The organism is Geomonas ferrireducens, from assembly GCF_004917065.1.
Taxonomy (GTDB): domain Bacteria; phylum Desulfobacterota; class Desulfuromonadia; order Geobacterales; family Geobacteraceae; genus Geomonas; species Geomonas ferrireducens.
Genome location: NZ_SSYA01000003.1, coordinates 90,642 through 108,196 on the forward strand (window position 1 = coordinate 90,642; position 17,555 = coordinate 108,196).

Below are 17,555 nucleotides of genomic sequence, written 5' to 3' on the forward strand. Positions count from 1 at the left end.
ATTAAAATAAAGCTTTCATTTTAAGATCGCTTACACCGCCAAATTGATAGTCACGTGTGATGGCTACGCGGAAGAAAGCGGCTTCATCTTGCCAATGAAGCATTCTTTGAGCTCCATAATATTTGTCAGTCTCTTCCGAGATGTGAGCCTGTACTTCGTACAGATTTTGGCCGAGCAAGCAACTACATTCCATTGTCACAGTTACAACTTCGCCTGCTTCAAATTGTTTTTCCCAAAAGACATCACCATCAGTAATTCCTGCCCATATTGCCTGATCTTGGTTTAGTGTGCCCCACGAATATAGCTTTATACCTTCTTTGTTGCGTATCCTAATGCCTACGTTTAGCCCACTCATACTTTTATTGATTCGGGAGGTAAGTCGAATCCGTATCAGATCACCAGGATAAAATACCGTATCTTCCTGGTCGTGTATGTTAAGAACTTTCACTTCCAAGACTTCTGCATCACCATCACCAAAAGACAAAAGGTCCGAGCGTCTAGCGTGCGATTGTGGTGATTCCTTCGCAGGTGATTGCTTAACCTCAGCGGTTTTCGCCCGCAAGTACCCTGATTCGTATTTATGCAAGAGTCGTCTGTACTCGAGCATTACTTCTGATGAAGTACCAGTCATATGTTGTTTGCCATTATTTAACAATATTGCACGAGACGTCAAAGTTCTAATGCTTTCTTGATCGTGTGACACGAATAAAAGGGTAGTGCCATTAGATATTAGTTCTTCCATCTTCTGGTAACAACGTTTTTGAAATAGAGAATCACCCACGGCAAGTGCTTCATCTACAATCAATATTTCAGGATTTACGAGAGCTTGGACAGCGAATGCAAGTCTTACAAACATTCCGCTCGAATAAGTTTTAACCGGCTGATGTATGAAATCCCCGATGTCAGCAAAAGACAAAATGCTGTCAAGCCGTGAATTCATCTCCTCTTTTGAGAACCCCATCAACATGCCGTTAAAGTAAACATTATCTATGCCCGTGAGTTCTGGATTAAATCCTGTACCTAACTCTAAAAGGGCAGATATCCGGCCGTTCACATAGGCTGATCCAGTTGTTGGGGTAAGAACTCCGGTGATTATTTTGAGAAGGGTTGATTTGCCGGATCCGTTTCTGCCTATGATGCCAACAGTTTCACCTTTCAAGATCTCAAAGTTTATATCTTGTAATGCGTAAAAATCGTTATGATATTTTTTTCGGATAGGACTTATTGCTTCTTTTAACCTGTCTTGGGGAGTGTCGTAGAGCTTGTAAACTTTCGATAAATTTTCGACTTTTATTGAAATCTCTGACATATTGCTGCCTACCTATTAGGTTTGGGTAAGGGGTTCTATAAGACGTCCGCAAAGTGGGGGCGGAGGCGTCTGAAGATAACCCCTCCAGCAAAAAAGAAAAAGAGAGTGAAACACCAGAAGTAGATTGTATAGGGAAGATCAGTTTCCCAAAAAAATGTTTTGTATATAAAACTTTGGCGGTAGCCTTCTATTATGTAATACATAGGATTTAATTTGATTATGGATAAATATTTCTGAGGCAGGTTTTTCGCAGACCAAAATATCGGAGTCATCCAAAAGCCAAACTGAAGCAACATCATTATAAGTTGCCCAACATCCTTTAAAAAAAGTATCAGTGAGGACGTTAGCCATGACAGGCCTAGGATTAGCACAACCGTGGCAAAAATATAATATATGACCTGCAGGTTATAGAGTGAAGGGGTGTAGCCGTATATTAAAAAAATGACAAATATTGCAAGCACAAAGAAAATATGAATTATTAACGCACTGAGAATTTTTATTATTGGTAAAACCCCTATGCTAAAGGCCATCTTTTTGACTAAAAAAGAGTTTTCAATTATGCAGTTGGTAGTATTCTGCAGGCACTCACTGAAAAACAACCAAGGTGTGATAGCTGTTAACATCCAGAGGATAAATGGGAAATCTTCAATAGGTTTTGATTTAAAACCAACTTGAAATACGAACCACAAGATCAGAATATATATGGTGGGATGAACAAATGCCCAAAATATGCCCAAATAAGAGCCGAGGTATTTTTGCCTGAAGTCTGCTTTTGTTAACTCTGCTATCAAATGGCGATTTCTAAACAGTTCTTTAATGAAAATTAAAAATTGCCTGAGGTGTTGCATTGGGGTTCCTTTTGTTATTGCAGTATTTCAGGCGCTACCATACATCATTTTTCTAACCATTTCTATAGGGAACCGTTGGCTCTTTGGCTGTTTGCCATTCACGCGTTCTCAACGCACTCTGCGTTTGCTTTCCCATTGCCTCAAATCAGCTTAGTTGGCTTCCGTATTCGTCCTACCTGAAGACGTTTGCGGTGCAAACAGTTCTTTTCTTTAGCGAAAGGGGGGCACCTCTGTGCAGGTGCCCCCCCCTTTTTCAAAATTGCCTGTGTATTAAGACCTTTTTGTTAATAGAGTGGTCTCCAATCGTATTGGTTCGCCGCATCCTTTGCACAAACTTCCACCTGGTCTTTTGCTCCGACCGTACCTTGGGTGAACCAGAACGTCCCACGGCTAGTAGAGTCACAGGTAGGTTTAGTTGTCGCGGGGTTAATTCTTACGCCACCGCTAACTTCAAGCCGTTGTGTAGGGGCGCTTGTTCCTAAGCCAATATTGCCAGACGAATTTATTACCAACCGCTCAACGCGCGGGTTTCCTGTTTCGAATGCTATTTTCGCGGGGACAACACCCGCAGAGACTGGCCCATCTACTTTGCTGCTTACCCCCGTGGAATTCACAAAGCTTGAACCGTCATAGCCGCTGAAAAGGAAGTAACCGAGCCTATCTCCGTTTTGGACTGGCGCTTTTACTGCGTGGGACCCTCTTGAAAACCGGAACAGCCCCCCCCCACCAAAACTATAGTAGTTTGCATATGAATCAAAAGCGAAAGTGCTGTTGTTGTTTTCGTTGACAACATTAAGTTTAGAGCCACTTGAGTCTAACGTTGACGTGTTTATCAGTAGTGTCCCGTCTGCACTTATCCCAAACTTAGGCAGACCTGTTGAACTTGTAACCGCCAGTTTGAACGCTGACGCAGATTCTGTTTCGGCCTGTTTCATTGTTAGAACAGCCCCTGTTGTTGCTGTTGCTATTTTTTCTATTATTTGTGCTTGTGTGTCAGGTGAGCCGGCGGGGCCTTGGGGGCCTTGCGGACCTGTAGCGCCTGTTGCACCGGTGTCGCCTTTCAAGCCTTGCGGCCCTTGAGGACCGGTGGCGCCGGTGTCCCCTTTGGGGCCTTGCGGACCTGCCGGACCTGCCGGGCCTGCGGGACCGGTCGCACCGTCTGCGCCGGGAAGACCTTGCGCACCTGCATTTCCTTTTGCAGCCACCAGCTGCCAAGCCGGGCTGGTACCGGGGACGTCGTTTACAGTCGCTGCTGCTGCGGCGATGTAGCTGCTGCCTTCGTACTGGACGCTATCGTCGGCCTTGTAGTCTCCGGCGACCCACTCTCCTTTCCAGCTCATGCCTTTTTGCCCTTGCGGACCGGCTTCACCTTGAAGGCCCTGGATCCCTTGCGGACCCTGCGGACCGGTCGGACCTACGGGGCCTGCTACGCCTTGGATACCCTGCTCGCCCTGCGGACCTGCGGGGCCGGTAAGACCGGTGTCACCTTTGGGACCCTGCGGACCGGTCGAACCTGCAGGACCTGCTACGCCTTGAATACCTTGCTCGCCTTGCGGACCCGCGGGGCCGGTAAGGCCGGTGTCGCCCTTGGGACCTTGCGGGCCTGTCGGACCTGCTACACCCTGGATACCTTGCGGGCCTTCCGGACCGGTCAAGCCCGTGTCGCCTTTCGGGCCTTGGAGACCCTGGTCGCCCTTGAGACCCTGCGGGCCGATCTCGCCCTGGGGACCCTGGATACCCTGCGGACCTTGGGCACCGGTGTCGCCTTTCGGCCCCTGCGGACCGGTGGCGCCTGCTGCACCGTCTGCACCTGCCGGACCTTGCGGGCCGGTCGCGCCGTCGAGGCCTTTTGCCGCTACGACTTGCCATACCGTGCTTACCGGGCCGGGGACGTCGTTAACGGTTGCCGCCGCCACGGCGAGGTAGGTGCTTCCCTGGTACTGCACGGCGTCCGTCTTGACATAGTCTCCGGCTACCCACTCGCCTTTCCAGGTCATCCCCTGTCCTGCAGGACCCTGCGGACCTTGCTCGCCCTGCGGACCTGCCGGGCCCATCGAGCCCGCCACACCCTGAGGACCTTGCGGACCTTCGGGGCCTGCCGGGCCGGTGAGGCCGGTGTCGCCCTTCGGTCCTTGCGGACCGGTCGGACCAGCGGGGCCTGCTACGCCTTGGATACCTTGCTCACCTTGCGGACCAGTAGCACCGGTAAGGCCGGTGTCGCCTTTGGGGCCTTGCGGGCCGATCGGACCGGTCTGGCCTGCGGGGCCTGCCACACCTTGAATGCCCTGCTCGCCTTGCGGACCTGCCGGGCCGGTAAGACCGGTGTCGCCTTTGGGGCCTTGCGGGCCGATTGGGCCGGTCTGGCCTGCGGGACCTGCTACACCCTGGATACCCTGCTCACCTTGCGGACCAGCAGGACCAGTGGCGCCGGTGTCACCTTTGGGACCCTGCGGGCCTGCCGGACCGGTAAGACCGATGGGGCCGGTCTGGCCGGGCTCGCCTTGCGCGCCGGTCGCTCCTGCTGCACCGTCGAGGCCTTTCGACGCTACGAGCTGCCACACGGCGCTTTGCGGACCGGGGACGTCGTTGACGGTTGCGGTTACTACGGCGATGTAGGTGCTGCCGTTGTACTGTACTGCGTCTGTCTTGACATAGTCGCCGGCAATCCACTCGCCTTTCCAGGTCATCCCCTGTCCCGCGGGACCCTGCGGGCCTTGCTCGCCCTGCGGACCTACGGGACCCATCGAGCCTGCCACACCCTGGGGACCCTGCGGACCCTGCGGACCTTCAGGACCTGCCGGACCGGTAAGGCCGGTGTCGCCTTTAGGACCCTGCGGACCGGTGGGGCCGACGGGACCGGCAACACCCTGGATACCCTGCTGACCTTCAGGACCGGTCGCGCCGGTGTCGCCTTTCGGCCCTTGCGGACCGGTGGGACCCGCGGGGCCCGCTACGCCTTGGATACCCTGCTGACCTTCAGGGCCGATCGGGCCGATGTCTCCCTTCGGTCCCTGGATACCCTGTACGCCTTGGTCACCCTTGTCACCTTTGAGACCTTGCGGCCCTTGGATGCCCTGGTCGCCTTTGTCGCCCTGCGGACCCTGGATACCTTGGATGCCCTGATCCCCTTTGTCGCCTTTGAGGCCCTGAGGACCTTGGATGCCCTGGATACCCTGGATGCCCTGGTCCCCTTTGTCGCCTTGAAGACCCTGGATACCCTGCGGACCCTGTGCGCCGGTGTCACCTTTGGGACCCTGCGGACCGGTGGCCCCTGCCGCACCGTCCGCACCTGCGGGACCGGTTGCGCCTGCAGCGCCGTCGAGGCCCTTAGCTGCCACGAGCAGCCAGGTGGTGGTGCTGGTTCCGGGGACATCGTTTGCTGTTGCCGCACTGGCGGCTACATAGGTGCTGCCCTGGTATTGCACCGCCTCGGTCGCGTTGTAATCGCGCGCGGTCCACTCGCCCTGCCAGATCATCCCTCTGGGACCGGGGGCGCCTTCCGCCCCTTGCGGACCCTGCGGGCCTGTCGCGCCCATGGGACCAACGGGGCCTACCGGACCGATGGGGCCCTGGATCCCCTGCTCGCCTTGCGGACCGGTTGCACCGGTGTCCCCCTTGATGCCCTGGATGCCCTGGTCCCCTTTGGGACCCTGCGGTCCTGTCAGGCCGATCGGACCCTGGATGCCTTGGTCACCCTTCGGCCCCTGCGGACCGATCTCGCCTTGAATACCCTGGATACCCTGGGCACCGGTGTCCCCCTTGAGACCCTGGATGCCCTGGTCGCCTTTGGGACCCTGCGGACCTACCTCGCCCTGGATGCCCTGGATCCCTTGAATGCCTTGCGGTCCCTGGGGACCGGTGGCGCCGGTTTCACCCTTGGCGGCCACGAGTTTCCAGTCGAGCGGCGACTGGTCGGGGATCGCGTTGATGTTGGCGCGAAGTGCCACGTAGGAACTGCCGTTGTATTGCACCACGGAGTCCTTCGCGTAGCCCGGCGTCGCGCTCCAGTCACCCTGCTGGTGCAGCGTGTTGGTGAGGTTGGAACCGTCGCCCGCATAGGAGGTGGCGCTTACGTTGCCGTCTGCGGTCACGTTGAAGGTGGTGTTGCCGGAACTGTCCTTGACGGTGAGTCGGTTCACCTCGGCGTTTGCTGCGCCGGAAACCAGTCCCACGAGCAGCGTGGCCATGCCAAGGCTCCTGTAGTACTGCCTTCTCTTGAACTTCTTTCCCATTGGATCTGCCTCCTTTAAAAATTGAGCATCGAAAAATTTCAATAAGTAAGTTTCACAGGACTATTGCAGTACCAGCCCCTCCAGGACGGCTTCGCCGCTGTTTATCGTCAGCGAGTGGAGCTGCGTCGAACCGGTCTGGTTCTGGAATTGGCTGTCGTAGCCGCCTCTTACCGTGACGGAGCGGTCCGCATCGAGCAGCAGGTCCTCGAGGGTGCTCACCGCGAGGCTCTGGATCACGCTTCCGGAGAAAGAGGCCTGGTAGGCCGCCTGCAGCGAGCCGTAGTATTCCTGGGTCCCCATGATGCGGAAGGGGGACTTGAAGAAGGCGTAGATGGTGTGGTCGCCGTTTGCCGGGCAGAGGGTGAAGGTGGAGGATGCGTTGTTCTGCCAGGCTCCGTCGACCTGGAAGTCGCCGAAGGTGAAGCCGTTATCCGGCGTGGTGGTGAAGTTCTGGCACGCCCCCGCCGCAACGTTCACGTCGCCGGAAGGGGTGATGCTCCCCCCTGCGCTCGCGCTCGCGTGGATCACGTAGCTGCTCACGCCGCTGCCGGAGAGGGATACCTGCTTGTCGGCGGCGTACGGGTCGTTGGACGGGATGTGCAGGAGTGCGCTCTTCGCCCCTGCGCTTTCCGCGGTGAAATTCATGGTGATGCTGCAGCTTGCCGCCGGTGCGAGGGAGACCCCGGCACAGCCGTTGGCGGTGATGCTGAACTGCGCCGCGTCGGTTCCGGTTATGGTCGCGCTCCCAACACTCAGGTTGTATTGCCCGGCGTTGGTGACCGTGACCGTCTTCGTGGTGCTCGCGTTGATGGCGACGGAGCCGAAGGCCGCCGGGTTGGGGGTGGCGGAGATGACGGGGAGGAGCTTCGTCGCGACCTTCAGGGCCGTGTTGGTGACGTCGTAGAAGGCGATGTTCACGTTGTGGTTCGCGTCGACGACGAGTGCCGAGTACTGGCCGTAGTTGGTGCTGCCGCTGTCGGGGACCGCGGCCGGGGTGGTCCAGACGCCGTTGGGCGAGCGTTGCGCGTACATGAGCTGCCCGGTGCCGCCACCGTTGTTGCTGTAGAAAGCAACGTGGACGATGTCGAGCCCGTTTGCCTTGATCGAGGTGAAGGCCCCGGCGCTGCCAACGGGACCGAGGTCGTAGGGGGCGCTCCATGTGCCGCCGGTGGCCGCCTGCTTGTTGATGTACTGCAGGCGCTTGTTCGCGTCGACGTAGACCACGTGCAACAGGTCGTTGTTGTCGACGGTGATGGCCGGCGAGGAGACCGTGGTGTCGGTGAGCGTCGAGGTGACGAAGCCGCTTTCCTGCGCGGTCGGGTTCTCGGCGTACATCAGGCGGCCGTGGCTGCCGTTGGTCGGGTTGTAGTAGACGATGTGGATGTTGCCCAGCGAGTCAAGGGCGAGGTCGCTCTGTTTGCCCGCGCCCGCCTGCGGCGCCGTCGGCTCGAACTCGTGGTAGTACATGTCGCGCTCGTTCGCGTACCAGAGGTTGTAGCCGTCGGTGTAGCTGATGAAGGTGTTGCTGTTGGTCATGCTGCAGGGAGAGCCCTGGCAGAACTGCACGGCGCCGGTGAAGGTGTCGGTGGTCGTGTTGGAGATGGCCGGCTGCGGGTTCCCCATGGGGTCGACGCCGCCCGCTATGTCCTGCAGCTGCCAGTTGTTGGCATCCACCGAGACGTAGAAGGGGGCGCCCGCGTAGTTGAGCGGATTAAGGTCGCTCCACTTGCGCGCCGAGACGTACTTGCGCTTGAGCGCCACCGGATCGTAGGTGTAGGCCATGACCCTGGGACCGGCCGGGGTGTAGACCGTTGCGGTACCCGCGTTGGTGACGTTGGGGATCGGCACGGTCTGTGACGCGCTCCAGGAGCCCGAGGCGTTGGTGGCGAGTTTCAAGACCGGTGTCGCCGCGGAGTTGTCCAGGTAGCCGATGGCAAGCTTGCCGTTGGCGGGGTTCGTCGCCATGGAGCAATACTTGCCGGTGTCGCTCCCCGTGTTGTCGACCGTGGTGACGCCCCAGGAGGTGACCGGGACCACCGGGTAGAAGACGGCGGTGATGCTGTGGTTCGCACTCACCTCGGGGAAGGTGTAGGAGGTGACCGCGCCGAGCGGGGTCCCCATGTTGTCCGGCCCGGTGCCGTCTAAGTAGACGCCGGCGATGAGGTAGCCCGGGTTAGGCGTGATGGTGAAGGTCTTGTTGAGTCCGCCCGCAGCGCTCACCGCGCCGGAGGGGGAGATGGTGCCGCCGATGTCGGGGACCATGGAGCTGTTGTAGACCGCGGTGTAGATGGTGTAGTTCGCGCTCTGCGTGGTGGTACCTTTCAACGCCACCTGCTTGACCGGGAAGTTCGGGTCGTTGGAGGCGACGTTGAAGAGGGCGCTCTTGTCACCGGCGGAGAGCGGCGAGAAGCGGACCTCGGTGCTGCAGCTTGCCCCGGGGGCGAGTGAGAGCCCGGCGGTGCAGCCGTTGTTGCTCGTCACCAGGAACTCCGAGGCGTTGGTCCCGGAGATGGTCGGGGCGCCGGAGAGGGTGAGGTTCGTGGTGCCGCGGTTGGTGACGGTGACGCTTTTCACCGCCGCGGAGCCCTGGGCCGTATAACCGAAGAGAAGCGGCGCAGGGGCGGCGTCGATGGCCGGGGCCGGTTTGGTCGCCACCACGAGGGCCGTGTTCGCCACATCATAGAAGGCGATGTTCACCCGGTTGTACTGATCGATGGCGAGGGCGGCGTACTGCCCGTAGTCGCGGCTCGCACCGGTGTAGGTGATGGTGTCGGCTGCGCCGAAGGAGGAGCTTGCGCCCCCCTTCATGGCGTAGGTGAGGGCACTCGTGCCGCTGTTGTACCAGGCGGCGTGCACGTTGTTGGCGCCGTCGACCTTGAGGGTCAGGGAGCCGCCGGTCCTGCCGCAGGCGCCGATGTTGACCGGGGTACTCCAGGCGCCTCCGTCGGCGGCTGGCTTGCTCGTGTACCAGACGTTGTAGTTGGAGCCGCTGCCGTAGCTGTAGATGACGTGGATGACGTTGTTGCCGTCGATGGCGATGGCGGGGTTGACGAGGGCGCTCCCGGCAAGGGTCTGCAGTGTCGTTGCCAGCCCTGCAGCGGTCGGGTTCTTCGCGTACATGAGCTTGCCGGTCGGGTCGGCGTAGACCACGTGCACGTTGCCGTTGCCGTCGATGGCGAGGTCGCTTTGGCTCCCCGCCGGGGCGAAGGGGTACCACCGCATGTCCCGCTCGTTGGCGTACCAGAGTCCGCGCTCGGCGGGCAGGGCGTTGTCACTGCCGTTGTTGTAGGTGATGAAGGTGAAGCCCATGTACTGGACGGCGCCGGTCTGGGTGCCGGAGGCGATGGTTCCCATCACGGGCTCGGCAGCGCCGGTCATGGGGTTGATCCCCCCGGCGATGTCCTGGAGCTGCCAGCCGTCGCCGTTGATCTTCCTGGCCGCCTGGTACATGGTCCGTCCCGTGGCCGCGTTGTACGAGTAGGCCATGATGCGCGGCCCGCCGGGCGTATAGACGGTCGCCGTGGAGGCGTCGCTGGCGTTCGGGAGGATGTTCTTCAGGCTCTCCGTGTACCAGCTCCCCGACACGTTGTTGGCGTATTTAAGATACGGGGCTCCCGAGGTCGAGGTGTCCAGGTAGCCCAGGTAGAGCTTGCCGGCCGGGTCGACCGCAACGGAGAGGTTCTTTCCGGTCGCGCTCGCCGTGTTGTCGACCACGGACGCCGTCCAGGTGGAGGCGCGGGCCGGTTGCAGCGACAGCAGTAATAGAATAACGGCTGCTGCGAGGTGATAGGCGCTTCTAAGTGTCACGGTACCCTCCTTTAGATTAAAATCTGCCGGCAGGTGGACGGCAGCGCTGAAATGAGAGCCGGGCGGGCAGTGCCGCGGGTCTCGCAATGCATTTTGTTTTTGATTCCTGGGCCTTAAACTCCCCCTTCGCAAAGGGGGGAGTTTAAGGCCGCCTTCGGGAAGTGGTAGCTTGAAGGCTGCCTTCGCAAGTGTGCTGCGCTTCGGTCCGTGCGGAGCTTCGTGGACGGCGAGTTGTGAACCGATTTTTGCGGCGCTTGCCGTTACGCGGTCGGTGGTTGGCGGCGGGGACTGGGGAAAATCGCTTGGTAACGGTTAATTGGACGGGGGCAACGTTAGCAACATTGGTACCAAAATATGAAGCGTTTATAAGTATTCGATATTCGGGATTTTCATATGTTGAGGTGAGGGGAGGGGGTAGGAGGTTGTAGGTGTTATACCCACATATGGGTGAGACAGGGGTGAATTTGCCCCATAACTAAAGATATAGGCCCCCCTTCGCATAAAGCTACGGGGGGCAGGCTTCCCCTTCGCATAAAGCTAGGGGGGCAGGCTCCCCCCTTCGCATAAAGCTTCGGGGGGCAGGCTCCTCCTTCGCAAAGGGGGGGACGCTGGGGCGCGTGCGGTGCTTTGTGGATGCTGTTACTGTTGGTTCCCCTGTGTTCTAGGAAGAAACTTCTCAAAATGGTGGGCGTAAGACGACAAAAGGGGACTGGCTCCTTCGGTGCCAGTCCCCTTGTCTACAGTCCCCTTATCTATTATTCCCCGGCGTCGAGGAGTTCGTGGAAGGTGAGCCGGTAACGCCGCAATAAGCGCAGCATCTCCATCGTCCCAATCTTCCGGTGCCGCATCACTTGGGCCCGCTTCGCGAACAGCTTCGGAAGGGCGGCCAGCGCATCGCGCGCCCCCCTCGCTACGGCGAGGACGCACTCCTTCTTGCTCCCGCTGGTCAGAAACTCTCCGCCTGTTCCTTTTGCCCCAACGACGACCCGTGCCTGCGTGAAATAACGCATCAGGGTGGTCACCGGGAGGAGCAAAAGGAGCGGGAAAGGAAGATTTTTTAACGCTGCGTAAAAATGATTGCGCTCGACCAGGTAGAGCTTGAAAGGGGAGAGCGCACCGCCTGTCATGGAATATTTGTGGTAGACGACGGCATCCCGTGCCAGCACGGCGCGCCAACCGGCAACTCTTCCCCTAAGCCCCAGGTCGGTGTCCTCGCAGTAGGCAAAGAAGTCACCGTCGAAAAAGCCTATTTCATCAATCATGGCGCGGCGGTAGAGCGCCACGCAGGCGGAGGGGAAAAGGATCTCCGGGGCCGCAGCAGGAGCGACTTCGGCGTAGCGCCTCCCCCTGCTGTTGCCGCGCGACATGCCGTCCAGGCAGACCGCCATTCCCAGGCTATCGACCCGTTCCGGTTCCTGGTAACTCAGGATCCGGCAGCCGACCATGCCGGCGTCAGGATGCGCTTCGGCTACCGACACCAGCTTTTCGAGCCAGTCCGGCTCGGCCTTCGTGTCGTTGTTCAGGGTGACGAGGTACGTGCCGCGTGCATAGGGGAGGGCGGCGTTGTTGCCGTCGGCGAAGCCCCTGTTTTCCTTGAGCGCAACCAGGCGCACCTCGGGGCGCCCCTCCAGGTAGGCAACCGAGCCGTCGCTCGAGCCGTTGTCCACCACGATCACCTCGAAATCCTTGAAGCTTTGGGCTGCCAGGCTGTCAAGGCACTCCGGTAGATGGACCAGGCCGTTCCAGTTCACGATGATGATCGATACGCGCACTTATACCTCTGTCTAAAATCCCACATAAAGCGTTCTTAGCGACAAAACATAAGCAAACAGGGATGAATGGGATAAAGGGGATAACAACAAAGGCAATAGACTTTAGGTTTTGAAACCCTTAAATGTTTGAAGGTTTAAGCCTTTATCCCTTTCATCCCCTTCATCCCTGTTAAATTGGTTGTTGAGCAGTCCCTCAACCTCCAGGCAAATCCCCCCTGTCCCCCCTTCGCAAAGGGGGGGATGTGACGCCCAGTGCCGTACTGTGACATTTACTGTCCGGCTGAAACTTCTGTAGGTGTTTGTCTGTGTTTTTTTTAATTGCTTGCGGGGTGTTATTTATATTAAGATCGGGCGCCTTTGCAAGGGGAAAATTGGTCCGAATTTTGTATTCACTACCAGTCAACATGTTTTGCGGCTATTCGCTACGTCATATGACGTGGCCTCTGTGAGGGAACATGAAGATTCTGGCTATAATTCCAGCGTACAACGAGGCCGGCAACATTCAGGCCGTGATCGAAGACCTCAAGTCATTTGGCGGAGATATCCTCGTCGTCAACGACGGGTCGACCGACGCCACCGCCGCCATCGCCAAAAGCATGGGGGCACTGGTGGTTTCGCACCCCTTTAACTTGGGGATCGGCGGCACGGTGCAGACCGGCATAAAGTACGCCTTCCAAAACGGCTACGACGCGGCGATCCAGTTCGACGGCGACGGGCAGCACCGCGGCGACCAGATCTGGAAGATCGTGGAGCCGGTGCAAAGGGGGGAGGCGGACCTGGTCATCGGCTCGCGCACCCTGCCCGGCGGCTACAAGATGGGAATCACCCGCTTCATAGGCTCACGCATCTTCCACTGTCTCATCCGCTTTCTCGCCGGCAAGGCGATCGAGGACCCGACCTCGGGCTTTCGCTGCTACGGCAGGAGAACCCTCGCCCTTTTTTCCCGCTTCTATACCGACGACTACCCTGAGGTCGAGTGCATCATCACCGCAGCCAGAAACGGCCTCAAGGTGATGGAGGTCCCCGTGCTGATGCGCGGGCGGCTTTCGGGACACTCCTCGATCACCAGGTTGAAGTCGGCCTATTACATGATCAAGGTGAGTCTCGCCATGGTGATTGACGCCATGCGCGGCAAGGAACTGATCGAGGAACCTTAATACGTGGACCTGACGAAACTCGCTTCACTTTCCATCAGCATCGGCATCTTCTTCTTCGTCCTGTGGCTGGTGCGTCAGCGCCGCCTGCGGGAAAAATACGCCATCCTCTGGCTTTGCACCTCGGTCTTCGTGGTGCTTTTGACCGCGTCCAGGCGGGTGCTCGAGGTCGCGGCACTCTCGGTCGGGATCTACTATCCCCCCTCGCTTTTGTTCCTTGTCGGCGTCTTGTTTCTGCTTATGGTGGTGATCGGGCAGTCGGTGACCCTCTCCAGGCTCTCGGAGAGTAACCACAACCTCGCCCAGGAGATGGCGCTTCTGAAAAAGAGGATCGAGGATCTTAGCGGGGAGCAAAAGGAAAAGAAAAAGGCGGAGAAGGGGTGAGCTCCTCTCCCCCCTTTGCGAAGGGGGGCGGGGGGGGATTGCTTTTTGTCGACGTGTCCTGCAGTTGGTCAGCATCTGCCGTCTGTCTGCGCAGTTTTTGCTGTATTGGCCTTGGTTGCATCCCTATGAAGGCAAATCCCCCCTGTCCCCCCTTCGCAAAGGGGGGGACAGGGTTCCCAGGCTTGGTATTTCCGGGGACACACGCATGGTTCCTCGGCGTTGCGGGAGGAGGAACAGGGGGGGGTGAGACAGCTACTTCGGGTGACCCGGGGGAAGGGTGCTTTCCGCGGGTGCGGACGCGGCTCCGTTACCGGCGACGCCTGAGGAGAAGTAGATCACGTCGAAGGTGCGGTTGAGGCTCTTGCTGGTGAATTTGTCCATCCGCATCCCCGGCAGGGCGGCGAGTTCGTCGCCTACCTTCACCTTGGTCACCGGCAGGGCGACCCAGACGTTTTTGCCGTCGCGCTCCAGGTTGACGTAGGTGTAGCCGCCGGCGTCCATGGTTTCCACCACCTTGCCGGAGAGGTCGCTGGACAGGGGTTCCGCCGTCATCTTCCCTTTCTTCTCCTTTTTCACGGCAGGGGCATCGGCACGCCCGTCGGAGAAGATGATCCGGTCAAAGGTCCGGTTGAGCGCGGCGCTCTTGAAGTTGGTCATCACCATGCCCGGCTTGAGGGTGACCTCCTCGCCGACCTTGGCCTCGTATTCACCGCTGATCGCGGCCCAGGTGCTGACCCCGTCCTTCTCGAGCCGCAGGTAAAGGTACCCGGAACCCTTGGTCGCCTCGACGACCTTACCGGAAAGGGCCTCCACGACCTGAAGGGGAGGCGCCGCGGGGGGCGTGGCGACGGGCGTTTCCGCGACTTTCGCGGTCCCGGCGCAACCGGACTGCAGGGCGAGGGCAAAGCCCAGGGTCATTGCGGTGGCGAAGATGCTGCGTGTTCTTTTCATACAACCAGCTCCTTTGCAATTACAGTGAAGTTGAGGCAGCGAGCTGCCCACGATGCGGCAGATTCTACTACAGTTTCGCTCATCAATAAAAGGCAAATTCTGTAGCGGTTCGGTTTACATCTGAACGCCCCCCACGGGGCGCAGAGGAGGCCGGCGCCCCTCATAATCGCGCATCTTTCGAGCAGCACGCGAAGATGCCGGTTTTAAAAGGTTGTATTTACAGGAAATATTTAGTATATGAATGCTTTGCCTTGGCCGGTGGACGCTTCTTCGGAGCGTGAACCGGGGCCGGGGCGGTTGCTATGTTTTTACTCCGCCTGCTCGTTGGAGCGGGATGTCGGAGATGGAGGGCCCTGTTTTGGTCAAGTTCGTTCTTTCGTTGTTGTTGATGTCTTTTCTCGTCTCTTGCGGGTCCATCTCGGCTCCTTCGGTCACCGGCAACGAGGCTGCGACCCCGCCGACCGAGCTCGCGGTGGCGAAGACGACCTCCACCTCGGTCGTCCTCACCTGGAGCCCTGCTGCAGGCGACGTCTACGCCTACAAGATCTACCGCGACGGCACCGAGGTCGGCACGACCATCAAGGCCGGCCCGGCAAGTGCCGCACCCACCGTCTACAGCGACAACAACCTGAACCCCTCCACCACCTACGTCTACTCGGTGGCCGCCTCCTCCACCTTCGGCAAAGAGACCGCCTCTCCGGACACGGTCATCGCCACGACCCTCCCCGCGGGGCCGCTCGACCCGCCGACCAGGGTGACGGTAACCCAGACCACCGTCGATTCGGTCTCCCTCACCTGGGAGGCCTCCAACTACACCGTTCCCGGCGCCGTACTCACATACTCCATCTACCGAAACGGCACCCTGATCGGGACCACCACGGCAGCGGCGGGGCAGGGGGGGACCTTCACCGACACGAAGCTCTCGCCGGCGACCACCTATTATTACAGCGTCTCGGTTTCCACGGAGTCCGCGCTTTCGCCTCCGGTCCAGGCGACCACCGCAAGCACCAGCATCTCGCTTTCGAGTACCGTGATCACCTTCGCGGGTAGTCCCTCGCGGCAGGGTTCCGCCGACGGGCTCGGCGGGTGGGCGACCTTCTACCAGCCCTACGGCATGGTGCGCATGGGAGGCTACCTCTACCTGGCCGACAGCGGCAACCACACCATCCGCCGCATCGACATCGCCACGAGCGAGGTGAGCACCGTGGCCGGCACCGCTGGGAGTATCGGCGCCGAGGACGGCATCGGCACCGCCGCCCGGTTCAACACCCCGCGCGGCGTCGCCACCGACGGCATCTACCTCTACATAACGGACAGCGGCAACAACGCGATCCGCAGGTTCGACCCGGTCTCCGGATCGGTCGTCACCTTCGCGGGCACTATGGGGGGGAGGGGCTTCCTCGACGGCACCGGCGCCGATGCGCGCTTCTACGCCCCGCGCGGCATCACCTCGGACGGGACGTACCTCTACGTGGCGGACACCTACAACAACGTCATCAGGAAGATCCGCATCGCCGACGCCGCCGTCACCACCTTGGCCGGCACGAAGGCCAAGGGGACCAACGACGGCATCGGGCCGGGGGCGGCCTTCTTCTACCCCTACGGCATCACCTGCGACGGTCCGAACCTCTACGTCACCGACACCTGCAACCACACGATCAGAAAGGTCGTCATCGCCACCATGCAGGTGACCACCTTGGCGGGGAGGGCGGGGTACTCCGGGAGCGGGGACGGTATCGGGAGCGACGCCGGGTTCTACTATCCGGACGGGATCCTGAGCGACGGCACCAATATCTACATCTGCGACACGAGCAACAGCACCATCCGGCAGGTGAAGATCGCCACCGGCATGGTCGCGACCCTTGCCGGGAAGGCGGGTGCGGCCGGCACCACGGACGGCTCCGGCACCGTGCCCCGTTTCCGCACCCCGCGCGGCGTGGCCATCTCCGGCAGCCAGCTCTTCGTCACCGATTTCGCAAGCCACACGGTGCGCCGGATCACATTGCAGCCGGCAAACTGACGCCAGATTCAGCCTATCGTTTGACATGGGAGGGGGGCCGTGGCTATAATGGCCCCCTTTTCTATCACCACACACCTTTGGAAAGGCGGTAGCATAATGCGCGCATTTTATCTCTTGGCGGTACTCTTTGGGCTCGTTCTCGGCGGCTGCGGCGTCGAGTGGTTGCCGCCTCCGCCCCAGGTGGAGCAATTCTCCTTCACTCCGAGCTCCGTGGACGGGGTTGCCACCGGCTCGACCCAGACCTCCAACGCGGTGACGCTTACCATGGACACCTCGAACGCCAACATCAGCGTGAGCGGCGGGGAATACTCGGTGAACGGGGGGGCCTTCACCTCGACCGCCGGGACCGTGGTGAACGGCGACACGGTACAGGTGCGGCAAACCGCGGCTAGCACGGCGGGTACCACGGTGACCACCACGCTCACCGTCGGCGACAAGCGCGCCACCTTCTCGAGCACAACGGCGGGGGGCGCCGACGCCTTCTCATTCTCGCCGACCGCGGTGTTCAACGTGACCCCTGGCTCGACCCAGACTTCGAACGCCGCGACGGTCAAGGTGAGCGGCACGGCGCCGATCAGCGTGACCGGTGGGGAATACTCGGTAGACGGCAGCGCCTTTACGAGTTCGTCCGGCAGCATCGGCGCGGGAACCCACACGGTGCAGGTGCAGCAGACCGCCGCCAGCGGGGCCACCACCACGGCGACCACCACGGTCACCATCGGCGGGACCAGCGCGAGCTTCATCAGCTCCACCACCAATGTGGCGGACCAGACCGTGAATGCGACCGGGGCGGCCGATACCACGGTTACCACGCCGGTCACCCTGCATCTGGTTAGCGGCACACACTCCATCCAGGTCGTCGAGGGGGCCGGGGCCTACTCGCTGAACGGGGCTGAGGGGGACTTCTCGGTCGATGAACAGACCGTGACGCTCACCGACGGGCAGGTCATCTATGTGCAGGATTTCGCCCTTCCCGGCACCGGCAGCGTGGCTACCACCCTCGTCGCCATCGACGGCGGCATCATCACGTACGAGGTCACGACGCAGTAGCGGCGTCGCGTCGAAAGAAACACCCAAG

The 17,555-nt window shown here is 59.7% G+C and carries 11 protein-coding genes; 5 read left to right on the top strand and 6 right to left on the bottom strand.

Annotation, left to right across the window (positions count from 1 at the left end; genetic code table 11):
* Nucleotide 1 precedes the first annotated feature (1 nt).
* The 3 genes from E8L22_RS16245 to E8L22_RS21915 all read right to left on the bottom strand — a co-directional run bounded on the left by E8L22_RS16245 (nt 2) and on the right by E8L22_RS21915 (nt 3,497).
* Nucleotides 2–1,309, bottom strand: a complete 1,308-nt coding sequence (locus E8L22_RS16245; RefSeq protein WP_136526199.1) for an ABC transporter ATP-binding protein — start codon at nt 1,307–1,309, stop codon at nt 2–4.
* A 35-nt stretch (nt 1,310–1,344) separates the two neighbouring features.
* Nucleotides 1,345–2,157, bottom strand: coding sequence for an ABC transporter permease (locus E8L22_RS16250; protein WP_136526200.1), 813 nt, complete (start codon nt 2,155–2,157; stop codon nt 1,345–1,347).
* 284 nt (nt 2,158–2,441) lie between these two features.
* Nucleotides 2,442–3,497 (bottom strand): collagen-like protein, encoded by a 1,056-nt coding sequence (locus tag E8L22_RS21915; protein WP_198420198.1) that lies wholly within the window; start codon nt 3,495–3,497, stop codon nt 2,442–2,444.
* A 30-nt stretch (nt 3,498–3,527) separates the two neighbouring features.
* Here E8L22_RS21915 and E8L22_RS21920 point away from each other — a divergent pair, with 30 nt between their 5' ends.
* Entirely contained in the window at nt 3,528–6,407 is a 2,880-nt protein-coding gene (locus E8L22_RS21920; RefSeq protein WP_216629314.1) for a hypothetical protein, read from the top strand.
* A gap of 42 nt (nt 6,408–6,449) precedes the next feature.
* Here E8L22_RS21920 and E8L22_RS16260 read toward each other — a convergent pair whose 3' ends face one another.
* Both E8L22_RS16260 and E8L22_RS16265 read right to left on the bottom strand, forming a co-directional pair.
* Nucleotides 6,450–10,196, bottom strand: a complete 3,747-nt coding sequence (locus E8L22_RS16260) for a choice-of-anchor D domain-containing protein (protein WP_136526202.1) — start codon at nt 10,194–10,196, stop codon at nt 6,450–6,452.
* 755 nt (nt 10,197–10,951) lie between these two features.
* Nucleotides 10,952–11,968 carry a glycosyltransferase family 2 protein gene (locus E8L22_RS16265; RefSeq protein WP_136526203.1) on the bottom strand — a complete coding sequence of 339 codons (1,017 nt, stop codon included), beginning with the start codon at nt 11,966–11,968 and terminating at the stop codon, nt 10,952–10,954.
* Nucleotides 11,969–12,423: 455 nt separating this feature from the next.
* Between E8L22_RS16265 and E8L22_RS16270 the strand changes: the two genes are divergently transcribed.
* On the top strand, nt 12,424–13,125 hold the full coding sequence (locus tag E8L22_RS16270; RefSeq protein ID WP_136526204.1) for a glycosyltransferase family 2 protein: 702 nt from the start codon (nt 12,424–12,426) through the stop codon (nt 13,123–13,125).
* A 3-nt stretch (nt 13,126–13,128) separates the two neighbouring features.
* Nucleotides 13,129–13,506, top strand: a complete 378-nt coding sequence (locus E8L22_RS16275; protein WP_136526205.1) for a DUF2304 domain-containing protein — start codon at nt 13,129–13,131, stop codon at nt 13,504–13,506.
* Between the two features lie 252 nt (nt 13,507–13,758).
* On the opposite strand, the gene E8L22_RS16280 is transcribed toward E8L22_RS16275, so the two are convergent.
* On the bottom strand, nt 13,759–14,457 hold the full coding sequence (locus E8L22_RS16280; protein WP_136526206.1) for a hypothetical protein: 699 nt from the start codon (nt 14,455–14,457) through the stop codon (nt 13,759–13,761).
* A 358-nt stretch (nt 14,458–14,815) separates the two neighbouring features.
* Between E8L22_RS16280 and E8L22_RS16285 the strand changes: the two genes are divergently transcribed.
* On the top strand, nt 14,816–16,477 hold the full coding sequence (locus E8L22_RS16285; protein WP_162604858.1) for a fibronectin type III domain-containing protein: 1,662 nt from the start codon (nt 14,816–14,818) through the stop codon (nt 16,475–16,477).
* A 96-nt stretch (nt 16,478–16,573) separates the two neighbouring features.
* Nucleotides 16,574–17,527 carry a hypothetical protein gene (locus E8L22_RS16290; RefSeq protein WP_136526208.1) on the top strand — a complete coding sequence of 318 codons (954 nt, stop codon included), beginning with the start codon at nt 16,574–16,576 and terminating at the stop codon, nt 17,525–17,527.
* Nucleotides 17,528–17,555: the final 28 nt, after the last annotated feature.

Excerpts from the sequence above, each read along its gene's own strand:
- E8L22_RS21915 (WP_198420198.1), bottom strand. The coding sequence starts at position 3,497 with ATGAGCTGGAAAGGAGAGTGGGTCGCCGGAGACTACAAGGCCGACGAT.
- E8L22_RS16280 (WP_136526206.1), bottom strand. The coding sequence starts at position 14,457 with ATGAAAAGAACACGCAGCATCTTCGCCACCGCAATGACCCTGGGCTTT.
- E8L22_RS16270 (WP_136526204.1), top strand. The coding sequence starts at position 12,424 with ATGAAGATTCTGGCTATAATTCCAGCGTACAACGAGGCCGGCAACATT.
- E8L22_RS16290 (WP_136526208.1), top strand. The coding sequence starts at position 16,574 with ATGCGCGCATTTTATCTCTTGGCGGTACTCTTTGGGCTCGTTCTCGGC.
- E8L22_RS16245 (WP_136526199.1), bottom strand. The coding sequence starts at position 1,309 with ATGTCAGAGATTTCAATAAAAGTCGAAAATTTATCGAAAGTTTACAAG.
- E8L22_RS16250 (WP_136526200.1), bottom strand. The coding sequence starts at position 2,157 with ATGCAACACCTCAGGCAATTTTTAATTTTCATTAAAGAACTGTTTAGA.